Source organism: Streptococcus parasanguinis (assembly GCF_001074805.1).
In the GTDB taxonomy this organism is placed as follows: Bacteria; Bacillota; Bacilli; order Lactobacillales; family Streptococcaceae; genus Streptococcus; species Streptococcus parasanguinis_A.
Genome location: NZ_JUPI01000054.1, coordinates 14868 through 31611, shown reverse-complemented (window position 1 = coordinate 31611; position 16744 = coordinate 14868). Strand labels below are relative to the sequence as shown.

The 16744-nt window shown below is 41.1% G+C and carries 15 protein-coding genes and 1 pseudogene; 1 reads left to right on the top strand and 15 read right to left on the bottom strand.

Going from position 1 to position 16744, the window contains the following annotated elements; genetic code table 11:
• Positions 1-100 precede the first annotated feature (100 nt).
• The 9 genes and pseudogenes from ADI76_RS04010 to ADI76_RS03970 all read right to left on the bottom strand — a co-directional run.
• A pseudogene (locus ADI76_RS04010) lies at positions 101-340 on the bottom strand (NUDIX domain-containing protein); the annotation flags it as partial.
• A gap of 99 nt (positions 341-439) precedes the next feature.
• Positions 440-1642: an ABC transporter permease gene (locus tag ADI76_RS04005; protein WP_049514861.1), complete on the bottom strand. Its 1203-nt coding sequence runs from the start codon at positions 1640-1642 to the stop codon at positions 440-442.
• 4 nt (positions 1643-1646) lie between these two features.
• Positions 1647-2306: an ABC transporter ATP-binding protein gene (locus ADI76_RS04000; RefSeq protein ID WP_049486387.1), complete on the bottom strand. Its 660-nt coding sequence runs from the start codon at positions 2304-2306 to the stop codon at positions 1647-1649.
• Between the two features lie 208 nt (positions 2307-2514).
• Complete coding sequence (locus tag ADI76_RS03995; protein WP_049514860.1) at positions 2515-3213, bottom strand: 3-oxoacyl-ACP reductase; 699 nt, start codon at positions 3211-3213, stop codon at positions 2515-2517.
• The gene (locus tag ADI76_RS03990; protein ID WP_000141913.1) at positions 3206-3442 is read right to left on the bottom strand and encodes a DUF2829 domain-containing protein; all 237 of its coding nucleotides are present in this window, start codon (positions 3440-3442) and stop codon (positions 3206-3208) included. Before ADI76_RS03990 ends, ADI76_RS03995 begins: the two co-directional genes overlap by 8 nt.
• 104 nt (positions 3443-3546) lie before the next feature.
• Positions 3547-4938 (bottom strand): APC family permease, encoded by a 1392-nt coding sequence (locus ADI76_RS03985; protein WP_049514859.1) that lies wholly within the window; start codon positions 4936-4938, stop codon positions 3547-3549.
• A gap of 284 nt (positions 4939-5222) precedes the next feature.
• Complete coding sequence (locus ADI76_RS03980) at positions 5223-6053, bottom strand: hypothetical protein (protein ID WP_049514858.1); 831 nt, start codon at positions 6051-6053, stop codon at positions 5223-5225.
• Positions 6050-6850: a hypothetical protein gene (locus ADI76_RS03975; RefSeq protein ID WP_049514857.1), complete on the bottom strand. Its 801-nt coding sequence runs from the start codon at positions 6848-6850 to the stop codon at positions 6050-6052. The genes ADI76_RS03980 and ADI76_RS03975 overlap by 4 nt, the downstream gene beginning before the upstream one ends.
• On the bottom strand, positions 6844-7173 hold the full coding sequence (locus ADI76_RS03970; RefSeq protein WP_049514856.1) for a PadR family transcriptional regulator: 330 nt from the start codon (positions 7171-7173) through the stop codon (positions 6844-6846). The genes ADI76_RS03975 and ADI76_RS03970 overlap by 7 nt, the downstream gene beginning before the upstream one ends.
• A gap of 262 nt (positions 7174-7435) precedes the next feature.
• Here ADI76_RS03970 and ADI76_RS03965 point away from each other — a divergent pair, with 262 nt between their 5' ends.
• A complete protein-coding gene (locus ADI76_RS03965; protein WP_049514855.1) occupies positions 7436-9400 on the top strand; it encodes a peptide ABC transporter substrate-binding protein in 1965 nt (654 codons plus the stop codon).
• A 98-nt stretch (positions 9401-9498) separates the two neighbouring features.
• Here ADI76_RS03965 and ADI76_RS03960 read toward each other — a convergent pair whose 3' ends face one another.
• The 6 genes from ADI76_RS03960 to ADI76_RS03935 form a co-directional block, all read right to left on the bottom strand.
• Positions 9499-11502: an FtsX-like permease family protein gene (locus tag ADI76_RS03960; RefSeq protein WP_049514854.1), complete on the bottom strand. Its 2004-nt coding sequence runs from the start codon at positions 11500-11502 to the stop codon at positions 9499-9501.
• Entirely contained in the window at positions 11495-12262 is a 768-nt protein-coding gene (locus tag ADI76_RS03955) for an ABC transporter ATP-binding protein (protein ID WP_049514853.1), read from the bottom strand. Before ADI76_RS03955 ends, ADI76_RS03960 begins: the two co-directional genes overlap by 8 nt.
• Positions 12263-12437: 175 nt before the next feature.
• The gene (locus tag ADI76_RS03950) at positions 12438-13001 is read right to left on the bottom strand and encodes a hypothetical protein (protein WP_049514852.1); all 564 of its coding nucleotides are present in this window, start codon (positions 12999-13001) and stop codon (positions 12438-12440) included.
• Between the two features lie 213 nt (positions 13002-13214).
• Positions 13215-14333 carry a DUF4767 domain-containing protein gene (locus ADI76_RS03945; RefSeq protein ID WP_049514851.1) on the bottom strand — a complete coding sequence of 373 codons (1119 nt, stop codon included), beginning with the start codon at positions 14331-14333 and terminating at the stop codon, positions 13215-13217.
• 83 nt (positions 14334-14416) lie between these two features.
• On the bottom strand, positions 14417-15274 hold the full coding sequence (locus ADI76_RS03940) for an alpha/beta hydrolase (RefSeq protein WP_049514850.1): 858 nt from the start codon (positions 15272-15274) through the stop codon (positions 14417-14419).
• Positions 15261-16553, bottom strand: coding sequence for a PTS transporter subunit EIIC (locus ADI76_RS03935; RefSeq protein ID WP_049514849.1), 1293 nt, complete (start codon positions 16551-16553; stop codon positions 15261-15263). Before ADI76_RS03935 ends, ADI76_RS03940 begins: the two co-directional genes overlap by 14 nt.
• Positions 16554-16744 lie beyond the last annotated feature (191 nt).

Sequence of the window (16744 nt, the reverse complement as noted above, 5' to 3'; positions counted from 1 at the left end):
TAGCGGTTTTACTAGACTCATTTTATCCTTATTATTTTACTTTATTATTTTACTTTTTCAACCCATATTGACCGCTCAATCAACCGTCTTAGACAGAAGTCTTGCCCTCTTCTTGAACCATCATGTCATACATCCTAGGATTTGAATAATGACTTAGCGTATAACCTGTCTCTTCCAGAACTTCTCTCCTGAGAGTCTCAGTCAGCCCTTCCCCTAGTTCTTGGCTACCACCCGGTAAATCAAAACGATGTTGATAAGGTCCTCTCGTTTTTTCAATGCAGAGCAGTTTCCCTTCTTGAAGACAGACTCCGTAGACGCCAAAGTGATTTTTGATTTCCATCAAATCCTCCTACTTTCATTCAAAGCTCAGTCGATAGTGAAACCAGTATAGCTATTCTTTTTGCAACACCATCTCTTATTGACCCTAATCATTTCTTCTCTATTGATTTAATACCTTTTCAATATCAATTTTAGTAATTTTTCTAGATACCAATAATCCTGCAAAAACTGAAGTGAGTATCCCTATTAATACCGGGAACAACAATCTGGTAAGTTCAATATCTAGTGGCAATCCACTCAAAAAGATGATCAAATAAGAAATAGCAATTCCTATCACCAATCCCGCGCTTGTACCTCGTACTCCCATCATAAAGCTTTCAAATAAATATATTCTTTTTATCTGTCGATCAGATGCACCGATGATTTTAAAAGTTGCGATCTGTTTATGATTCTCCTGAATGGTAATGGCTAGAATATTGATGATATTAATAATCGCTACAATAGAGATAAGAACTATGATTAAGAGGATAAAAAGGTCGATGTAGGAAAACCATCTGGATAGCATATTGATAACATCCTGTTGTGTTGCTACAACAACATCTAATCCTGTCCCTGATAAAGATTGTTTTAAATTTTCATTTTTTAAAACAGTCTTTTCGATCTTGTTTGCTACTTCATTTAAATCGGTTCCATTTTTTACAGTAGCATTCAGATAGTAATACTTATTTGATGAAACGCTACTACTTTTTACATTGATTGCCATCATTTGATTTATTTCTGTTGGCAAGGTAGAAAATAACTGCGCTTCTTGCTTGTCTATAATGCCAGAAATTACAAATTTTACATAATGATTATCAATCTTAATAGTCACCGTATCTCCGACATTCATTGATGTAGCCTTGTGTACGGAATCTCCGATTAATATTTCATTGTCCTTCTCTGGAAATTTTCCTTCAGCAATTCTAATATTCAGGTTTTTTAAATACTTTTCTTCTAAACAATGGATGGTATTGGAAACCGATGTTTTGCCATTTTGGAATTTGATATCATCCGTAAATAGTAGTTTCACACCTGTAATATTTTTTACTTCATCAATTTTTTTAACTCGATCAATATCATCACTAGAAAATAAAGGTAAAGCTTTATAATTCAGAGAATTTTCTTTATTACCAAAGGCAACAGTAACAACATTTTTATTTGCTACAGTCATTTCTTTAATCATTTTATTATAGAAAGAATTAGAAATGAGCATCACTAAAACAATTAGCAAAACAGAGATCGCTATTGACAATCGAACTAATCTATATCTTCGTTTGTTAACTTCTAAATCTCTTTTAGCAATGAATAATATGGAATGATTCATTTTATCATCTCCTTACGTACTCAATTTTGCCATCAACAACTGTGCAAATAGACTGCATACTATTCGCCACCTTATCACTATGAGTTACTGTTATAATCGTGATACCTAACTCCTCATTGATCCGCTTCAACAATTCTATTATATTTTGTTCGTTAGCAGCGTCTAAATTACCAGTAGGTTCATCTGCTATCAATATTTCTGGATTATTAATAAGAGCTCTTGCCAAGGCAACTCTTTGTTTTTCACCTCCACTAATCTTATCAATACTCTTGCTTAACATTTCCTTTGAAAGACCTAGAGTGTTACAAATTTCGTTAATGTTATTCTCTCCATTTTCAAAAAAATATCTTGGAAGTAGAATATTCTCTTTCACCGTGAAACCTGAAATCAAATTAAAGTTTTGGAAGACACAGCCAATATTCCTACGCCTTACCTTACTCAAATTTTTCATATCTAAAATGGAACTACCACAGACTAAGATATCCCCCTCATTTAAACTGGTAATCCCTAATATTAATTTAACAAGAGTAGTTTTTCCTAATCCAGAACGGCCAACTATTGCAGTCGTGCTACCTTTTTTAAATTCAAAATTACAATTTTTGAAAATATATCTGACATTCGATCCATCACTAAAACATTTAGTAACATTCACTAATTTAATCATGACTTCACCTTCATTCCACAATAACTTAGCAAATCAATTGTACTATTCGTTTCTTCTAAAACAATCTCTTAAGGTTTCAGGTAGCCCATTCAAAAAGTTCTTCTGAACTTACCCTCAGTTATCTTCATAATTGTTATTATCCCTGTGTTTTTAAGGAAAAAACAATTATATTTCTTAGCAAGATTTTAACTCCTGTTTTTTCATCCTCCTACTTCAAACTCCAACCACCATCAATCGTCAGGATTTGCCCCTGCATGGCAGACACCTTTCCACTAGCCAAAAAGAGGCTGACTTCCGCCACTTCTTCTGGCTCTATCCAGCGCTTGATGGGGGTTTCACTGGCTACCCAGTCAGCCAATCCACCTGGTTCAAAATCCGCTGCGGTCATACCTGTTTTGACAGCCCCAGGAGCAATCCCAAAGACTTGAATACCAGCTTCTGCATAATCTAGAGCCAACTGCTTGGTAAAACCTGCTAAAGCATGCTTGGAGGAAGTATAAGCGTGACCGCCACCTCCTGCTAGGCTAGAAGCAATGGAGCACATATTGATGATAATCCCTTGCTTCTTCTCCAACATTTTAGTCAGATAATACCGTGTCAGCTCTACCGGAGTCACATAGTTGATCTCAAAGATCTCCTGAATCTCCTGAGCGCTTTGCTCAAGGAGCGGTTTGTAGTCATCCAAGACCCCAGCCGTATTGCACAAGACATCGACCTCTGGACACCAGTCAAAAATTGGCGTCAAATCAAGAGTTAAGTCCCGTTGTAAGAAATGGAAAGCACCCGCTAACTGTGGATCCGCTCCCTGATCCACCCCATAAACCTGGTAGCCCTTTTCTAGAAAGAGACGAGCTTGAGCCAAACCAATCCCGGAGCTCACTCCTGTAATCAAGACCCTTTTAGTCATGGACTTCCACCCAATCTGTCGCTAAGACATCACAAGGGGTTGGACTCCACATGGAGAAACCTTCACCCTCACCAGAGACATTGATGAGGAAATAAGGTGTCACTTCTAGAGCCACCCCATTTTGCTCAATGGTATCAAACAATTGGACATAGTTTTCTGCTCCACCCCAACCGGTTCGCACATATTTTTTCTTAGCCTTTAAGCCTGGTAAAATCTCTTCAAATGTCATGTTTTTCTCCTTTGTTATCTAGTTAACTTTCTCCCTTTATTATACCAAAAAAAGAGCTTTCCCTATACAAAAAGCCAGAGTTCTTCTACTCTAGCTTTCATCTTTTATTGATTTTCTTCTGAATGGCGATAGCCATAACCGAAATAAATTCCGACACCAATCAAGAGAGCAACTCCGAAGGCCAGCCAGGTCGATAGGGAATACTGGGTCATAAAGGACAGACAGACCACAATCGATAGGATTGGCAAGACTGGAACCAAGGGTGTTTTAAATTCACCAGGTCCAGGAGCCCCGTGTTCCTTGCGCAATTTCAAGAGGGCAAGGGCCAACATAACCAGGTAAGCCAAGGTACAAATATTTAAAAAGGAAGCGATACTTGCAAGTGGAAAGACTCCACCAGCAATGGCAGCTATCGATCCAGCTACTAGTGTTGCATTTTTTGGAATTCTGGTTTTTGGATCGAGCTGTTTCATAGCTTTTGGTAAGAGACCATCCCGCGCCAAACTATAAATCATCCGTGAGAGGGCAAAGGTCATGGAAATGCAGACAGTAATTAGGGTCAAAATCGCTACCAGCGATACATAATTTCCAGCCCAGCCGGCTCCGACCTGACGGAGGGCAAAGGCTACTGCATCATCTACATTTAAGTTCTTAAAAGGAACCATACCGGTCAAAACCAGGGTGACCAAGATATAAAGAACAGTTGTGATCAAAAGACTGAGGACAATCCCACGAGGGACGTTCTTTTGTGGTTCCTTGATTTCGTCGACCGCCATGGAAATGGACTCAAAACCTAGAAAGGCAAAGAACATGAGCGAAGCTCCAGCCATAATCCCTGTCTGACCACCATAGATTTCGCCAAATCCATAAGGGGCAAAGTTTGCCCAGTTGCCAGGGTTTAGATGAAAAATCCCGACAAGGATAAACAAGGCAAGAGCGGAAAACTTGAGTAAGACCAACAAGGAATTAAAGCGTAAGACCGCTTTTGCATTCATAAGAACTAAGGCTGTGACGAGGACCATGACCAAAATAGGCAAGAGATCCACATAAGTTCCCTTAGCTGGATCAAAAGTCCCGTTTAAAGCCGTCGGCAGACTCCAGCCAAGATTGGCCAACAAGCCCTTGAAATACGCGGCCCAACCTGAAGCCACCCCTGATACAGCTGTCATAAATTCCATCACGGTCAACCAACCGGCAATCCAGGCTGGAAACTCTCCAAAGATGGCATAGAGGTAACTATAGGCCCCACCAGTTGAAGGGATGCGAGATGCAAATTCAGCAAAGAAGAGGGCAGATAAGCCAACGCAAAAAGCCGCAATCACAATCGAAATGATCAAGGCTGGACCAGCTAAATTCGCGGCTGCAGTCCCTGTAATCGTGAAGATCCCTGTCCCCACCATGGCACCAATTCCTAAAATAATCAAATCCCACAATCGTAAATGGCGATTTAGACCCGGGTGTACTTGCCCAAGTCCCTTTTTTCGAAATAAATTCATATCTATTCTCCCATCTAATGAGTTTATTCTATCATACTTGAACAAGAAAGAGAGTGGGACAGAAATCGGTAATTCGTCAGAATTCGATTTCGTCGTCCCACCTCCGCACAGTTGAGTAGGGCATCTTTGGAACTTGAAAAGCGAACAACTACTTAGGAAACTTGCTTAGCAAGTCCTATCTACCACCTCAAAGCAGTGCTTTGAGCACTCAACTACTGCGTCTTGCTTGACAATCCAAAAACAATTGAGAGGCTAGGACTTTTGTCCCAGCCCCCCTTTTCTTACTATTTATCACTTTCCGTCCTATTCTTTTTCAAAGCACGAATCGTAAACCAATAATAAATAACTAGCCCAAAGACGATGATCACTGTGGGCAGAAGAACCGTCATACCAAGATTCTGAACTCCTTGTGCCAAGGTCCAGCGATGTAGGAATCCAACCACTAAAAAGGCGATGATAGGAAAGATGAAAGCTCGTCCAAACTCTTCTTTCCATTGCCAAAGAATGAGAGCTCCACTAGCCCCTGTCATGAGAAGGGCATCCCAAGGACTAGGGACTACAAACCAAGCAAAAGCAGGCAAGAAGCGGACGCCTACTATTTCACCGACAAAATAGAATCCTAGAACTAGAACAAAGACTACATAAATTGCTTTTTTCGTTTTTTCCTCCGCAAAAATGAGACGACGAAGGAGATAGAAGATGATCCCAACAGCTAGGAGTCCCAAAATGATGTCTGTCAAATAGACTAGTGGCTTGATCACAAGGACCGCTTGAGAAGCAAAATCACTTAAGAGGCGATAAAATATCACAATACCTGAAAAGATAGCCCCATATTTCAAAACAGACCGCGTCGATTCTTTGGGCATATTTTCGATGATTTGGTCTGCCATTCCCTTTGGATCGAGACCAAAATAGTCCTTGGCCGTTAAGCCATCCGCTCCTGCTTGCGAAAAATCTAGCGCTAGATTATAGACCTGCTCTCTTAAGGCTTTCTCCTCATATAAGAAACCTGCAAAATTGAAATAATCCCAGAGATCTTGGAAATAGGCTTGGTCCTCCTGGCTAAAGGTTTGCATCAAGGCCTGCGTTTCTTCAAAATACATTGCTGATTTCATGCTTCTTCCTTCTTTCTTTGGAGACAAAATACAATAAGGGTCAGGACTAGTCCCATGAGAGGAAGTAACCAGCCTATTAAATGAGCAGTTTCCTGATTCACAAGACGAATCCAGCATCCCGTAACTAGGAAAGTCAGGGCCATGACTAGTAGACTCGACATCAGACGATTCCTGCTTCTAAAAGCCAAGACCGTAAACCAAAGTAAGACTAGGACAGCGAGAACAATCGCCCAACCATCTGATAAGAAGAGACTCCCAATGTGGCCAAAATAGATCGAACATAGTCGTACAATGTTCAGAAACACCATCAGGCTGATCACACTGATAAACATAGCCCAAGACCACTTCATTTCACCATAGCTCTGTTTGGACCAAAGCCACGTGATAAACTGGCTGAACACCAAGAAATTGAGGAGAATGACAACATAGGTCAAAGGTTCGATTTTCAGTGGTGTCATCCAGGTAAAATCCATTAAATAACGCATGCCAACCAAGATCACTCCAAGTAGGAAGACGAGTCCCACGTAAGATCCTAAAGAGCGTTTAGGCAAGTCTGAAAGAACTTGATCCACCATCGCCCGTGGATCCTTTCCAAAATAATCCACCGCCCGAATGCCTTCTTTTTCAGCAACTTTCAGGTCGCAAACCATATTGTAGAGTTGTTCACCGAGTGCTTCATCATCATAAAAATAGGATTTGGCCCCAATATAGGCCACCATTTTTTTCACATAGACTTGATCCTCTTTGTTTAGATGAATCAATTCATCTGACATTTTTTCGGTATAACTTTCTACCATTCTTCTCCCTCCTTCTTGATACGTTCTACTTTTGTGACTAACTCCTGCCACTGGTACCAAAATTCCTCTAAGCGCTCTCTTCCAGCATCACTGAGTGAAAAATACTTGCGATCGGGACCATCTGGAGACGGCCTCATTTCCCCATGAATAATTCCTTGTTTTTCTAACTTTTGAAGCAGGGGATAAATGGTCCCAGCGACAATCTTATCAAATCCCATCTCTTTGAGACTTTGGATCAATTCATAGCCATAGATAGCCTTTTTAGAAATAATCTCCAGCACACAGCCCTCTAAGACTCCCTTTAGTAATTGGGACTCTTTCATCCTTCTCACCTCTTTCTTCACATTTTTCACTAGTTTGTTTTACATACTAGTTTGCTCACTATCAGTATACTCTTTCTCAACTAGTATGTAAAGCATAATAGTAATTTTTTTTAAAAAAAATTTTTATTCCTTAAAAATCCCATAAAATCAAGGGTTTCACTGTATACTGGTGTGTAAATATACAAAAAAAGTTCAAAAAACACTTTATTTTGTAGATTGATTGGAGTATAATAATTAAAATTATTCAAAAGGAGACACGAATATGAAAAAATCGAAGCTTGCTCTTTTAGCAGGTGTCGCCGCAGCTTCAACGCTTTTCCTTGCTGCATGTGGCTCATCTTCTAATGCGTCAAAAGGGACTACCTACAACTACGTGTATGGTACAGACCCTGATTCCTTGAACTATTTGACTTCAAATCGTTCAACTACAAGCGACATTACAACCAACTTGGTCGATGGTTTGTTTGAAAACGATCAATACGGTAACTTAGTGCCTGCTCTTGCTGAGGACTGGTCCGTTTCAAAAGATGGTCTGACTTATACTTACAAGCTTCGAAAAGACGCGAAGTGGTATGATTCAGAAGGAAATGAATACGCTGACGTTACTGCACAAGATTTCGTGACATCTCTAAAATACGTAGCAGATAAAAAATCGGATGCTCTTTACTTGGTTCAAAACTCAGTCAAAGGCTTGGATGACTATGTAAACGGGAAAACCAAAGACTTCTCAACCGTTGGGGTAAAAGCTGTTGATGATCACACTCTTCAATACACTTTGAACCAACCAGAATCTTTCTGGAATTCTAAATTGACGACTGCTACCATGATGCCAGTTAATGAAAAATTCTTGGAATCAGCTGGGAAAGACTTTGGTAGCGTGAAACCAAATGGTATCCTCTACAATGGTCCATACATTTTGAAATCCTTCACTTCAAAATCACAAATCGAGTTGGATAAAAACCCTGATTACTACGACAAGAAAAATGTTCACATCGATACGGTTAAATTGACTTACTTCGATGGATCTGACCAAGACTATCTTGCTCGTAACTTCTCAGATGGGAACCTATCTACTGCTCGTCTCTTCCCAACAAGCTCAACTTACAGTACGATTGAGAAGAAATTCAAGGATAACATCGTTTATTCCCCACAAGATTCTACTGTTTACTACGCTTACTTCAACGTTAACCGTCAAAACTACGGCCATACGAAGAAGACGTCTGATGAGCAAAAGAACAGTACTAAGACAGCTCTTCAAAACAAAAACTTCCGTCAAGCTTTGAACTTTGCTTTAGACAGAACTTCCTACAGCGCTCAAGTTAACGGGAAAGACGGAGCATCAAAAACTCTTCGTACCCTTTTAGTTCCACCAACATTTGTGCAAGCAGGCGGGAAAGACTTCGGTACTCTCGTTGAAGAAAAGCTTGCCGCAACAGGAGATGAGTGGAATGGTGTTAGCTTTGCTGATGCTCAAGATAGCTTGCATAATGCGGATAAAGCCAAAGCGGAACTTGAAAAAGCGAAGGCTGAATTGCAATCACAAGGTGTTCAATTCCCAATCCATATCGACTATGTCGTAGACCAATCTTCTAATGCTCTTGTCCAACAAGCAGACTCTATGAAGAGCTCAATCGAAGCAGCTCTTGGTAAAGACAATGTCGTGATTGATGTACAAAAATTGTCTACAGACGATGCAGATAACGCTACTTACTTTGCCCAATCACCAGAGCAAAAAGACTTTGATATGGATATCACTGGTTGGGGACCTGACTTCCAAGACCCATCTACTTACTTGGATATCTTGAACCCAACAGATGGTTCAACATTGACTGGTATGGGACTTGATCCTAAGAAAGACCAAGCGCTCATCGAAAAAATTGGTTTGAACCAATACAAAGAATTGTTGGATGCTGCCAATGCTGAAAAATTAGATACCAATGCACGTTATGAAAAATACGCTGCTGCCCAAGCTTGGTTGACAGAAAACGCCATTGTTCTTCCAATCTACTCTAAGGGTGGAGTTCCATCTATCACGAAGGTGACGCCATTCTCAGCAGCAAATTCTGCAATTGGTATTAAAGGTGAAACAAGCTTCTTCAAATACCAAAAAGTGCAAGACAAGACAGTCACAACTGCTGACTACGAAAAAGCTTATAAGAATTGGTTGAAAGAAAAAGAAGAATCAAACAAAAAAGCGCAAGAAGAACTTGCAAAACACGTGAAATAATCACGATAAAAACACCGGGGGTTACATCCCCGGTGTTTTTTGTGCTAACAAAATGTTGTATGTTTCATCTTATTTCTAATCTTTTATAGACTCGAACGCTATCGCACGACAATCTTCCGATAACTTCTAGAAGTCAGAAGAAAGACGAGAATATAGGAGATGAAAAAGACAGCGCAGATAGAAAGAGTCGTTTGAAGGACCAAGCCCGCATTGGTTGCTCCTAAGAGGGCAACGATCTTTGCAATCATCTTGTAGGCCACTCCTAGGTAGAGGAAGGAGAAGAATAAAGGAAGGAAAAAGACAGTGAGAATCTGTTTGCGAATGGTGGTGGCCGTTTGCTTTTGGTCCAACCCTACTTGTTGCAAGATCACAAAATTATCCCGGTCCTCATAGCCCTCTGAAATCTGCTTGTAGTAAATGACGAGTACCGTAGACAATAGAAAGATCACCGATAGGAAAATCCCAATAAAGAGGATTGTCCCTGCTGATTCACGCCACTCCTTCTCCATGCTGTATCGATCAACCCCACCAAACAAAGTCGCACCATATTGACTCATTTTGTCTGTCGAATTAAGCTCTTTGGCCATTCCAGCTATAAAATCTTGGTTTTCTTTATTTTTAGCACTAATAGAGAATTCCAAATTTTTATCAATTTTTAGTCCCAGTTGGTTCAAGTCAGGGAGGACAAGATACAAGCCCATTTGGTGTTGAAACAGGTCGGCTTGAGGGAGTTTTCCTTGGATAAAATTGGAGTCTAGTTTTTCTTTAATCGTAAAGGTCTTCCCATTGATTTCTAATTGCGCGTCTAATCTTCCAGGATATTGATACCCATAGGCTAGGATTTCATTTTCCCCAAGCTCAACTTTTTGACCGGTCAGTTGCTCATAAGTCGCCTGATCAAAAAAGTAGACTACTCCTTCTGTCTTCAATTCCTGACCAGTTTCTTGATCGGACTGGTCATACACCTCTAAGATCCTTCCATCAATCTTTCGAATTTCAGCCGACCAGTATGTTGTCTGTGCCACCTGATAATCTGACAGATGTGTCGCATCGGCTGTTTTCTGAATAATAGCTTGAACCTCCTCAATAACCGGTTCTGTTTCAGCATCTGAAGGCATATGTCCCACACTAAAATTGTAGTCCGAAGGGTACATAGTATCTAGGTAATTCTGCCCTCCAATAAAGAGATTGAGCGACCCGGTTAAGGTGACCAAGACCATGGTGGAAAGAATACTAATGGTCGCAAGACCCGCTGCATTTTTTCGCATCCGAGCTATTAAGTTGGAAACAGAGATAAAATTCTCCGGCTTGTAATAGTAGGGTTTCCGACCTTTAAGAATTCTTAAGAAGGTAATCGATCCTGCGTTGAATAAGAGATAAGTCGCCAGAATGACCAAGATGACAGCAATAAAGAATCTTTGGACGGCCGCAACTGGACGCTCAACAGTGAGCGCCAAATAGAAAGCAATTCCTAAGAGACCTAGACCTAACAGAGTTTGGACCAGCAAGAATCTTCCCTTCTTCTCTCCTGCTTTCTTTTGTTGCATGAGGTGGAGGGAACTGTAGCGCAAAAGGCGTAAAGAATTCAACAAGAGAATGAGGCCAAAAGCTAAGGCTAACCCAAGTAAAGTGTTAAGAACAGCCCCTATCTGGAAGGTTGATTGAATGACGACTGGTAGACCCATACATTTTAGGAGTAAGGCAAAAATCAAGGGATCAAATAAGAGTCCCAAACCCAGTCCCGCGCCAACTGTGAGGATATAGAAGATAAGCAATTCCCATAAGGTCATGACGAGGAGGTGCTTCTTCTCCATCCCCAGAACACTGTAGAGTCCCAGTTCTTTGGAACGATTTTTCATGACATAGCCATTGGCATAAGCCACTAAAATGATGACGACCAGCTGGACGACGAAACAACCAAAACCAAGGACATATCTCGCCGTTCGTCCTCCGTAAGAAGCCTCTAAGTGAGGGGTCGTTGCCAGGGCGATAAAGCTATAGAGGATCATGGTCGTTAAAATAACGGCTATAGCGAAAGGGTAATAGAGCTTACGATTTTGTTTGAGGTTGGAAAGAGCTAATTTACTCGTTAATTTAAACATCATGATCCTCCTTTCCCGCCATGACCGTCAAGGTATCTGAAATTTCTTGGAACATCTGACGCTCTGTCTTTTCTCCGCGGAAGATCTGGTTATAGAGAATCCCATCCTTGATAAAGAGCACGCGCTTGGCACGCGCTGCTGCTGCGGTTGAGTGGGTCACCATGAGAATGGTTTGGCCCATGGTATTGATGTCTTCAAAGACATCCAGCAGAGCAGCGGATGACTTGGAATCCAACGCCCCTGTTGGCTCATCCGCCAGGAGGATTTCTGGCGAGGTGATGATAGCCCGTGCTACGGCTACCCGTTGTTTTTGCCCACCAGAGATTTCGTAAGGGTATTTTTCAAGCAGTTGGTGAATGCCCAACTCCCGACTGACGCTCTCCACCTTGCTCATCATTTCCTTGACTGGTCTGCGAGAAAGGACTAGAGGGAGAAGGATATTGTCCTTGACAGACAAGGTATCAAGCAGGTTGAAATCTTGAAAGACGAAGCCTAGTTTTTCCCGACGGAAACTGGACGCATCCTTGTTTTTGATGGTCGAGGTGTCGGTGCCATTGAGGTAGACCCGTCCTTCCGTTGGCTGGTCCAGCATGGCTAGGATGTTGAGAAGGGTGGATTTCCCGGATCCTGATTCCCCCATGATGGCGACGTATTCGCCCTTTTCAACAGTGAAGTGAATATCTTTTAGGGCTTCGACCTGCGTTCCTTGAAAGCGGGTTTTGTAGATCTTTTTGATATGTTGAACGTCTAGTAGGGTCATGGTCTGTTCCTTTCTAGCTCGATAAAAGCTTCAATCCATTTTTACAAATCTATTGTACTAAAACTGAAAGGCTTTCACCATAACATAACCTTACATTTTACCCTTTATTTCTTACATTTTTGTAAGAAAGCAAAAATAGGCTGGGACTTCAAGTCCTAACCTATTTTTTTATTGATTATTCAGCTGATGAAGAGAGCAATGGTGCAATTGATTGATAAGCACCTTCAAGAGCTTTTTGGGCAATATCGCGAGCATTTTTCAATTGTTGTGCGAATTGACTACGAGCTTGTTCAGGAACAACTGTATCATCAGAACCTGCAGCTGAAAGTGTATCGTTAAATGTTTTTCTTGCAGTCTCCATAGATTGGATCGCAGGATCTACTTGCTTATTATAGGCATCTTTACCAGATGCTGGGATCTTGTCACCAATCTCTTTGACATATTTTGTGTAGTTGTCAATCATTTTTCCATAAATGGTTTTCATATCACCAAGTGTTTTGGCGTTGTCGATTTCTTCATCAGTTAACAAGACAATTTCTGGAATTTCAACAGAAGAGGTTGCTGATTTAGACGATTTTGATGAACTGCTTGATTTGCTTTCTGAAGTAGATGATTTTTCTACTTTGCTAGAAGAAGCTTTTGCATCTTTGCTTGATGATTCTGAAGCAGTTTTACCAGAACAAGCTGCTAACGTTGCAACGGACAAGAGAGCCACACCGGCTGTAAGAAGTTTTTTCATATTTTTTCTCCTATAAATAAAGAATGAATATATTTTAAATGATTTTCCTTTAATTGTCAAACATTTTCTGTTTTCAAATACTTATGCACCGCCAATTATCACTAGTTTTTAACATATTTTATATCCTAAAAATTATTTCTTTTATTGTATCTTTATTCATTCTTTGAATAAACAAAACCAGAAAAACACTCCTTTTCTGGTTTATTCTTCTTTTTATTGATGAAGCAACTGTGTAAATTCTTCTTGAAGTTCCTTGTTGTCCGTTGGTTTTAGATACATCTTTCCTCCATTGGTCGTTGGAGAATGAAAGACAATGCCTTCTCCTGTATCTGTAATGGCAAAGAAATAACTATGCACATCTGGATACTTGTCCCAATTGCTATAGCGTTCCACGATGCGGTATTTTGCATTTCCTTGACCAGTATCTGTATAAATGGCATCCATCTTACTATTTTCCCCTAGAGTATAGAGGTTGTCTGGTCCTACATCACCGCCAGCGATGCCTTTTTGATAGTTGGGTTGGCCCATCTTTTCGCCCCAGGTCTTCATAAATTCTGCTAATTTTGCTGATTTTTCAGCATTCCAAGGCGTTTTTTCCTGGCTTTGGCTATTTCCCGCCGATGGTGTGCTGTCAAAAGCTTGCCAGTCAAAACTCTTGAGATCCAGTTTATCCTCATCCGATTTTCCAAAGAGGGAATTCAGATCTGACCCCGGTACTTGGACTTCTTCTTCCTGGACTTTGGTCGCAGCTTGAGGCGTCTTTTCTATCCGTGAGAGCACGGCTACTCCTCGACCAGTACCAGATAACCAACTCACTTCTAGGACTTCTCCTCCCTGATAGAGGGTCGTCGCATTGCGCGCTCCACCGTGTCCAGCGACAAAACCTTCGGCTAGCAGAGTCGGTTTTTGGTCCTTGAGGTAATAAACTCCTGTCACAAAGTAGCTTCCATCAGTCTGCTGATTGGCGATGATCATCTCATCTACCCCATCGTTATTTAAGTCCTTAAAGGCATAGCGGACAGCTTCTGGCTGATTGATGATAGTCTCGATCACCCAGCTATTGATCATCCGATCTTCTTTAGCTAATGCATCATTCAATTTGGAAATGGCATCTAACTCTTTTGAAGTGGCAAAAATCTTTTGGTAGTCTGAAAAAACAGACTGGTATAATTGTTTGTTATCTGCTTTTTTCGCTTGTTTTTTTGCTGAAGTCTGGCTCGTTGCAACCTCTTTTTTAGGACTGGACTGCCGCTGGTATCTCTGGTAACATCCTGTTAACAAGACCATACTCGAAGCCGCTAAACCCAACTGAATCCAATGTTCTCTTTTCATCTGATCTCCTTTAGTCTCCCGTGTTTTCATACTGAACTTTATTATACTAAAAAAAGAGTGAGGAAGGAATCCCTTCTTCACACTTAGTTTTCTTTATTTGGTTTGGTTCTACGATCCGGTTGACTTTCAATATGCTCTTTCACCAAGGCAACCACCTCATCATTGGTTGGAAGGTCCGAATGCTGGGCATCTTCCCCCGTCACTGTGATCTCCGTATAACTAGCAGCTTGGTTTTGGTAGATATATTTCCCAGCAGAAACACTGGCATCTGGGACCAACTCATCTGAATCATAGGTGATGGTCCCTGCTACTGAATACATATGAAGCGTATTGGGGATGGCTTCTTTTCCCTTGATAAAATCGGCCAACATCTCAGATTTATTTTTGATATTGGTCTCCGTGAAATTGTAGGGAGTTCCGATGGTCATGAGGGTCTTGAGATCTATATCATAATCCCCCAAGTAATTTTCAATAAAGGCTGTATAAATCAAGCCACCGTTAGAATGACCCAAGCCCTTGAAATTATTAAAATTGTATTTTTCTTGAAGGGCTTCAAAGGCTTGATTAAATAGTTTAGCCTGCTTTTTAATATTGCTATAGCCATCTTTGTTGTTTTCAAAACCGACCACAATCACCGGTTCATTGTCCTTGGCATCCATACTTCCACTATAGGTGATCTGCCCATCATTCCAAACTTTGACCTTGAGCAGACTGTGTTTGGTTCCTTGACGCTCTTTGTTGAGCTTGGCCACCAAGCCATCAAAGCGGTTCTCTGTCGCAGAGCTTCCCGGGATCATAATGATGGGCGACAGTTTGGAATTATAAAATTTCTCGATTTTTGAAACATTGGTACGAGTCCAGCTATAAGAAGGTATGGCTAAACCGATCAAGAAAAGACAGACCAAAGTGAGGACGATGGCTGTTTTTTTAGAGACTTTCATCGCTTTCTCCTTTCACTTTTAGATCTTTTCGGATACGATTTCCCATGCGGACAAATGGTAGATAAAGGAGCACATCGATGGCAAAACAAAGGATACTGACAGCTAAGGCCCTCAAACTTCCTCCGGTTCCAATAAAAGCATAGAGAAGGCTAGGAGTCCCATCTGGCACCGGATAGACGGCTGCAGGCATCAGCTTGAAGCACAAAGCTACAGCTGCTATTCCCATATTCACCAAGGGGATCAATAAGAAGGGAATCACATATAGGAGGTTGAGAAGGACCGGTATTCCTACCATGAAAGAAGCCCCATTGTTAAAGAGACTTGGAAACAGACTGAGGAGGCTGACTTTCTTGTCCTTTTGACTTCGTGAAACCAATAAGATTGCAACCAAAAGCGCTAGGACAGCGCCGACACCAGCCACCAGACCAAAACTGCGGTACAAATTGGTCAAGGTATAGAGATGAGGAATGCCTGTCGTTGTATGATGCGTCACAGCGTAGGTGAGATTTTCCAAAGCAAAGTTATCATCCGCAATTGAGTTCAAGGCAAAGGATTGACTATTACCAAACCAAGCAGATAGCCCACTAAATAGTCCCATGACAAAGGTGGACAGCAGATGATGACTGCTTACCATTAGAGAAGCCAAGAACTGTCGGATAGTCTGAAAAATATTAAATTGATTTCCAAGAACCAAAAGAAGATTGAGGCTGACCCCTAGAACTAAGGATAAGAAAATGGGACGCACCGTCTTGGGTTGATAGATGAAATCCTTGTCTACAATCTGGTCGTCACTAGCCTTGGATAGACGAAAGATTTGCCCGATTAGATAGCCTAAAAAAATCGCTAAGACGATATTGGTCGTCGCAGGTAAGTTGATACGCGTCAGTTGCCCGTCATGGAGGGGGCCCACCAACAATTCCTGAGAGCCTACAATCAAGCTGACCAAAAGAGCAGTGACACCTGCTGTCCCTGTACTTCTACCGTAGTGCCCAGCTGTGTATTTTCCAGCGAAGTAGGTCGCTAAAGGGCCTGCTAGCCCTCCTAGAAAGTTGGAAAAATTGATAAGGACTTGACTAATAGCTTGATCCCACGGCAACCAACTATCCATCGAAAAGAGCTGATGGATATAGCCTCGATCGGAGAAGACCGATAGAGCGATCACCCGAATGATTCCTGAAAATAGGAAAAAAGGAAATAAGGAAACCAGGGTTTTCTGGGAAATTTGAATCAAACTTTTTTCTCGTAACCAGAAAAACTTCTGGACTAAATACTTGGTCATGGGGCCTCCTGTTCGAGTTGATTGACTTATTCACATTGTTTACTTTTCTATTATTATACCATACTGGCGAGCCTTTCCTTTCGTTTGGAGAGACGCCATCAGTTGAGAATGCTGTTAATATTTTCAAAACTTTTCAAAAACTCTTTGACAGGGGTCTTCATTTCCTCTATACTATTTGTTAGCTAACAAAA

Bases quoted from the DNA above. Each gene is read 5' to 3' on its own strand.
- ADI76_RS04005 (WP_049514861.1), bottom strand. From the start codon at position 1,642: ATGAATCATTCCATATTATTCATTGCTAAAAGAGATTTAGAAGTTAAC.
- ADI76_RS04000 (WP_049486387.1), bottom strand. From the start codon at position 2,306: ATGATTAAATTAGTGAATGTTACTAAATGTTTTAGTGATGGATCGAAT.
- ADI76_RS03995 (WP_049514860.1), bottom strand. From the start codon at position 3,213: ATGACTAAAAGGGTCTTGATTACAGGAGTGAGCTCCGGGATTGGTTTG.
- ADI76_RS03990 (WP_000141913.1), bottom strand. From the start codon at position 3,442: ATGACATTTGAAGAGATTTTACCAGGCTTAAAGGCTAAGAAAAAATAT.
- ADI76_RS03985 (WP_049514859.1), bottom strand. From the start codon at position 4,938: ATGAATTTATTTCGAAAAAAGGGACTTGGGCAAGTACACCCGGGTCTA.
- ADI76_RS03980 (WP_049514858.1), bottom strand. From the start codon at position 6,053: ATGAAATCAGCAATGTATTTTGAAGAAACGCAGGCCTTGATGCAAACC.
- ADI76_RS03975 (WP_049514857.1), bottom strand. From the start codon at position 6,850: ATGGTAGAAAGTTATACCGAAAAAATGTCAGATGAATTGATTCATCTA.
- ADI76_RS03970 (WP_049514856.1), bottom strand. From the start codon at position 7,173: ATGAAAGAGTCCCAATTACTAAAGGGAGTCTTAGAGGGCTGTGTGCTG.
- ADI76_RS03965 (WP_049514855.1), top strand. From the start codon at position 7,436: ATGAAAAAATCGAAGCTTGCTCTTTTAGCAGGTGTCGCCGCAGCTTCA.
- ADI76_RS03960 (WP_049514854.1), bottom strand. From the start codon at position 11,502: ATGTTTAAATTAACGAGTAAATTAGCTCTTTCCAACCTCAAACAAAAT.
- ADI76_RS03955 (WP_049514853.1), bottom strand. From the start codon at position 12,262: ATGACCCTACTAGACGTTCAACATATCAAAAAGATCTACAAAACCCGC.
- ADI76_RS03950 (WP_049514852.1), bottom strand. From the start codon at position 13,001: ATGAAAAAACTTCTTACAGCCGGTGTGGCTCTCTTGTCCGTTGCAACG.
- ADI76_RS03945 (WP_049514851.1), bottom strand. From the start codon at position 14,333: ATGAAAAGAGAACATTGGATTCAGTTGGGTTTAGCGGCTTCGAGTATG.
- ADI76_RS03940 (WP_049514850.1), bottom strand. From the start codon at position 15,274: ATGAAAGTCTCTAAAAAAACAGCCATCGTCCTCACTTTGGTCTGTCTT.
- ADI76_RS03935 (WP_049514849.1), bottom strand. From the start codon at position 16,553: ATGACCAAGTATTTAGTCCAGAAGTTTTTCTGGTTACGAGAAAAAAGT.